Below are 4,624 nucleotides of genomic sequence, written 5' to 3' on the forward strand. Positions count from 1 at the left end.
GCCGCTCGTCCTATTACTACGCACCGGTGCCGGAAACGGACGAGACGCTGGCGCTGATGACGGTGATCGACGAGACCTTCATGGAATGCCCATGGTACGGCAGTCGCCAGATGGCGCGGCACCTGCGGCGTGCCGGACACGAGATCGGTCGCAGGCGGGCGCGGCGGCTGATGGCGAAGATGGGGCTGACGCCGATCTACCAGCGGCCACGCACGAGCGATCCGCACCCACAGCACCGGGTCTATCCGTATCTGCTGCGCAAGCTGGCGATCGAGCGGCCCAACCATGTCTGGTGCGCCGACGTGACCTACATCCCGATGCGTCGGGGCTTCCTCTACCTGGTCGCGATCATGGACTGGGCCACACGCAAGGTCTTGGCCTGGCGGCTGTCGAACACGATGGATGCCGGCTTCTGCGTTGCGGCGCTGGAGGAGGCGCTGGCCCGCTACGGCAAGCCCGAGATCTTCAACACCGACCAGGGCAGCCAGTTCACGTCGCAGGCCTTCACCAGCGTGCTGCGCGAGGCCGAGGTCCGCATCAGCATGGACGGCCGGGGGCGGTGGATGGACAACGTCTTCATCGAGCGGCTCTGGCGGTCCCTGAAGTACGAGTGCGTCTACCTCCATGCCTTCGAGACCGGCTCCGAGCTGCGTGCTGGCCTTGGCCGGTGGATCACCTATTACAACACCCAGCGTCCGCACTCGGGCCTAGCCGGACGAACCCCGGTGGAGGCCTATCGGCGGATCGGGCAATCAGATCATGGGGGGCATGCCCCCCATGATCTGATGATCAAGAAGGCGGCATAACGACAACCGGGATTAGCTTAACTCAGCCGCCAAACTGTCCAGGAAGGCGGGACCACCTCAACCGGCGACCTTTGCCGGGATGGATGGTATCCATTTTACCTATCGCTACACAGCGCTCGAAGATGAAGTTGAACGAGAGGGTGAAGCTTACGCCGCACTAGAAGATGGAAAGCTCTATCTCGTCGCGTTCGAAGCTCCGTCACTTTACTATTTCGACAAGGACGTGAAAAAGTTTCACGAGGTAGTGCGGACCTTGGAAATTCGAGACTGAACTCGTCAAGCACTAGCAAAACGCGATGGGCTTTTGACCGCAGTTGATTCAAGGTCAATAATAAGCCCGGTTGATCACCGCGGTTGCGTGGCAATCAGAGCGGATTTGGGCCGTTTGCTGGCTGGTCGCTTTTGGCATGTAATGCAGCGAAACAGCCGGCGTTATAGTGACCCTACGCCTCCAGGCGCAGGGTCGGCCCAGACATACCAGTTTGCCTTAGCGTTTTTGCGGTCCTCGCGGCTCTCCAAAAACCACGGATGCTCGTTCGACGTGTGGGACAGAACCTGGTCCATCATTACCTTGAGACCGCGATCATGCGCTGCTTCGAGTAGGGACTGGAAATCTTCCAGACTGCCGAACAGGGGATCGACTGACAGGTAATCGGAGATATCATAGCCGAAATCGCGCATCGGTGACTTGGCGAAAGGCGATATCCAGATCGCATCGACGCCAAGGTCGGCAATATAGTCAAGCCGCTGTTCAATGCCTTTGAGATCGCCGATCCCATTACCGGTGCTATCTTGGAAACTGCGAGGATAGACATGATAGATGATCGCTCCCTGCCACCAGTCAGCGCCTCTCTTCGCCATTAGTCCCTCGCTTTGCTGCATCTTATGGATTCCAACCCGAATGTCTGGAGCCGGTTCCGGATTTCTCTGCAAAACGGAACCGGCGATCGCAGCAGTCAGCCGTTGACGATTACGCCGCCATTGGGATGGAGGACCTGCCCGCTCATGTAGCTTGCGTCTTCGCAGGCTAGGAAAAGAAAGGCGGGCGCCACCTCGTTGGGCTGGCCGGGCCTTCCCATCGGAGTCGATTCTCCGAAATGCTCGAGTTTCTCCTCGTCAGCTCCGCCGCAAGGGTTGAGCGGCGTCCAGATCGGCCCGGGAGCGACCGCATTCACGCGAATGCCGTCACTGATAAGATTTTCGCTCAAGGATCGAGTGAAAGCCGTGATCGCGCCCTTAGTGGAACTATAATCGAGAAGCGCGGCGCTGCCCTGATACATTGTGACACTGGTGCAATTGACGATGCTCGCGCCCTTACAAAGATGGGGGCGGACGGCCTGCGTCAGGAAGAACATGCCAAAGATGTTGGTCTGGAAGGTGCGGCGCAGCTGATCCTCAGTGATATCGACGATGTCGTCATCGGGGTGCTGTTCGCCAGCGTTGTTGACCAGGATGTCGATCTTGCCGAATGCCTCCAGCGTCTTTTCGACAACGGTGGCACAGGCGTCTTTCGAGCCAATGTCCGCCTTGATGCAGACCGCCTCACTGCCTTCCTCTTCGACGATCGAGCGTGTCATCTCTGCGTCGTCGTCTTCTAGAAGATAGACGATCGCGATCTTCGCGCCTTCGCGGGCGTAAAGCGCGGCGACGGCCCTACCGATGCCGCTGTCAGCGCCTGTAACGATAGCGACCTTGTCCTTCAGACGGCCCGAGCCGAGGAAGCGCGGCTGCCATTCAGGCTTGGGTTGCAAGGCACTCTCATGGCCGGGGAGCGGGTCCTCGTGGATCATGTCTAAAGTGTCGGTCATTTTTTCAGCCTCCTTCAACAGTCCAATGGATCGGGCGGGCTGAAAGTTCATATTCTCGTCGTCGAACGAGACCGACGCCCCCTCTTGCGCGATAGCTCGTGAGAATTGGCGAAATTTGGTCGGAACGGACAAAGCCGGTACGCTCGCTCTATGAGCATCCGAGGGAGGAGTATTTTCTTCCACAACGCCCCGAAAAGGAGCTCTATCCCACAATCGTACGTCGTTCAATTTTGAGCTGAGCGGGAACTTCAGCAGCCTTTTTGACGTTACTGGTATCAGCCTGTAATTTCGCGAGATCAGAAAACGCGCGCCCGACGGAAAACCCGACGGAAAACCTGAAAAGTCCAGATGCCCGACATCCAACCATTCGAAGAACAAAGTGCCGAACATTTGCGACTTGTCATCGAGACCGGCCACGTTGGAATTTGGGAACTTGATCTGCAGTCTGGCCGGGCAATCAGGAATCGCGCGCACGACCTTATCTTCGGTTACTCAGAGCCATTACCGGAATGGACTTACGACGGCTTTCTGGATCACGTCGTAGATGATGATCGATCCAGAGTTGACAAACTTCAAAAGGCGGCGATTGCAGGTAGACAGGAATGGAATTTCGAATGCCAGATCGAGACCGCGACAGGCCAAAGGCGCTGGATCAGTGGCGCAGGTCGCCCCCTTGTTGATGCCAAGGGTGCCATCACCAAGCTGATCGGCCAAGTCATCGATATCACGGACACGAAAGAGAACGAGGCGCGGCTTCAGCTCATTACCAACGAACTGAACCACAGGGTTCGCAACATGTTGGCGATGATCAAGGCCATGATCAGTCTTTCGGCTCCCAGAACGAAAAGCGTCGAGGCTTTCGCAAGATCGCTCGAGGGACGGGTTGGCGCTCTGGCGCGAAGCCACCAATTACTGGCCACAGGGGATTTCGCAGAAATGAGTGCCAGCTCGATCTTTCGGACAGAGTTGGCAGCATTCACTGGCCTGGAGAATAGGATCGACATCTGGCTGACGGATGATCCGGTCCTTAAAAACGCGGTCGGCCAAGGATTGTCGCTCATATTCCACGAGCTACTGACAAACGCGATGAAGTACGGAGCTTTGTCGAATGAGACGGGTGCGGTGAAGGTTCAAATAGCAGCTGTTCCTGATGGGACGGAGATCACTTGGACCGAGCGAGCAGGTCCTCCTGTCGCTCGCCAGAATGAAACCGGTTTTGGATCCACGCTCATCAACCAGGCGATGGCCTCCTATGGAACGGTGAGCATGGATTATGCCTCCAACGGTATTGAATGCAGGATTTTCATAGAAAGATCCGGACAATTATGTCCGACCGACTAACCTGACAGCGGACGTCACAATTTCTCCGTACAAGAAACCATGGACTCTTGTTGTTCGTTTTCGCTTTAGGTCCCCCCACTATTACGTAAGCGCTGTTTTCAGCCCACGTCGGCCCAGGGCATGAGTTCGCTGACGCGGTTGGCCGGGTGACCGTTGGCGAGGCTCGAGAGAGTGGCGGTCAACCAGGCGTTCGGATCGATACCGTTCAGTTTGCAGTTTTCGATGAGCGTGGCGATCACCGCCCAGTTGTCGCCGCCTTCGTCGGAACCGGCGAACAGCGCATTTTTGCGATTGAGGGCGAGCGGGCGGATGGAGCGCTCGACGGTGTTGTTGTCGAGATCGATGCGGCCATCATCAAGGAACCGGAGGAGGCCATCCCACCGGGTGAGCGCATAGCGGATCGCTTCACCGAGCCTGCTCTTGGTGCTGACCTGCCGGGCACGGGTGTCGAGATACTGGTGGAGATCGTCCACAATGGGCCTGCTCCGTGCATTGCGGACGGTCTGGCGTTGCCGCGCCGACGATCCCCGCACCTCGTCTTCGATGGCATAGAGTTCGGCGATGCAGCGCAGCACATCTGATGCGACCGGCGAGCTGTCTGCCAGTTCGTAGAATTTGCGTCGCACATGCGCCCAGCAGAACGCGAGGGTCACGTCGCCGCGACGGCGG

Annotated in this window: 5 protein-coding genes and 1 pseudogene; 3 read left to right on the forward strand and 3 right to left on the reverse strand. The window is 57.8% G+C overall.

The window, feature by feature from the left end; genetic code table 11:
- Both A9D15_RS04530 and A9D15_RS04535 read left to right on the forward strand, forming a co-directional pair.
- Window positions 1-806: IS3 family transposase (locus tag A9D15_RS04530; RefSeq protein WP_066762217.1), on the forward strand; the 806-nt coding region annotated here is incomplete at its 5' end.
- Between the two features lie 79 nt (window positions 807-885).
- Window positions 886-1,077, forward strand: a complete 192-nt coding sequence (locus tag A9D15_RS04535) for a hypothetical protein (RefSeq protein WP_066762278.1) — start codon at window positions 886-888, stop codon at window positions 1,075-1,077.
- A gap of 176 nt (window positions 1,078-1,253) precedes the next feature.
- On the opposite strand, the pseudogene A9D15_RS04540 reads toward A9D15_RS04535, so the two are convergent.
- Window positions 1,254-1,667: pseudogene (locus A9D15_RS04540) on the reverse strand (alpha-amylase family glycosyl hydrolase); the annotation flags it as partial.
- Window positions 1,668-1,762: 95 nt separating this feature from the next.
- Window positions 1,763-2,614, reverse strand: coding sequence for a glucose 1-dehydrogenase (locus tag A9D15_RS04545; protein ID WP_066762285.1), 852 nt, complete (start codon window positions 2,612-2,614; stop codon window positions 1,763-1,765).
- A 348-nt stretch (window positions 2,615-2,962) separates the two neighbouring features.
- Between A9D15_RS04545 and A9D15_RS04550 the strand changes: the two genes are divergently transcribed.
- Window positions 2,963-3,955, forward strand: coding sequence for a sensor histidine kinase (locus A9D15_RS04550; protein ID WP_066762283.1), 993 nt, complete (start codon window positions 2,963-2,965; stop codon window positions 3,953-3,955).
- Between the two features lie 98 nt (window positions 3,956-4,053).
- Here A9D15_RS04550 and tnpC read toward each other — a convergent pair.
- A partial coding sequence (gene tnpC / locus A9D15_RS04555; protein ID WP_156521647.1) for an IS66 family transposase occupies window positions 4,054-4,624 on the reverse strand: 571 nt, incomplete at its 5' end.

This window comes from Croceicoccus pelagius, from assembly GCF_001661915.1.
Lineage (GTDB): Bacteria > Pseudomonadota > Alphaproteobacteria > Sphingomonadales > Sphingomonadaceae > Croceicoccus > Croceicoccus pelagius.

Excerpts from the sequence above, each read along its gene's own strand:
- A9D15_RS04535 (WP_066762278.1), top strand. The coding sequence starts at position 886 with ATGGATGGTATCCATTTTACCTATCGCTACACAGCGCTCGAAGATGAA.
- A9D15_RS04545 (WP_066762285.1), bottom strand. The coding sequence starts at position 2,614 with ATGACCGACACTTTAGACATGATCCACGAGGACCCGCTCCCCGGCCAT.
- A9D15_RS04550 (WP_066762283.1), top strand. The coding sequence starts at position 2,963 with ATGCCCGACATCCAACCATTCGAAGAACAAAGTGCCGAACATTTGCGA.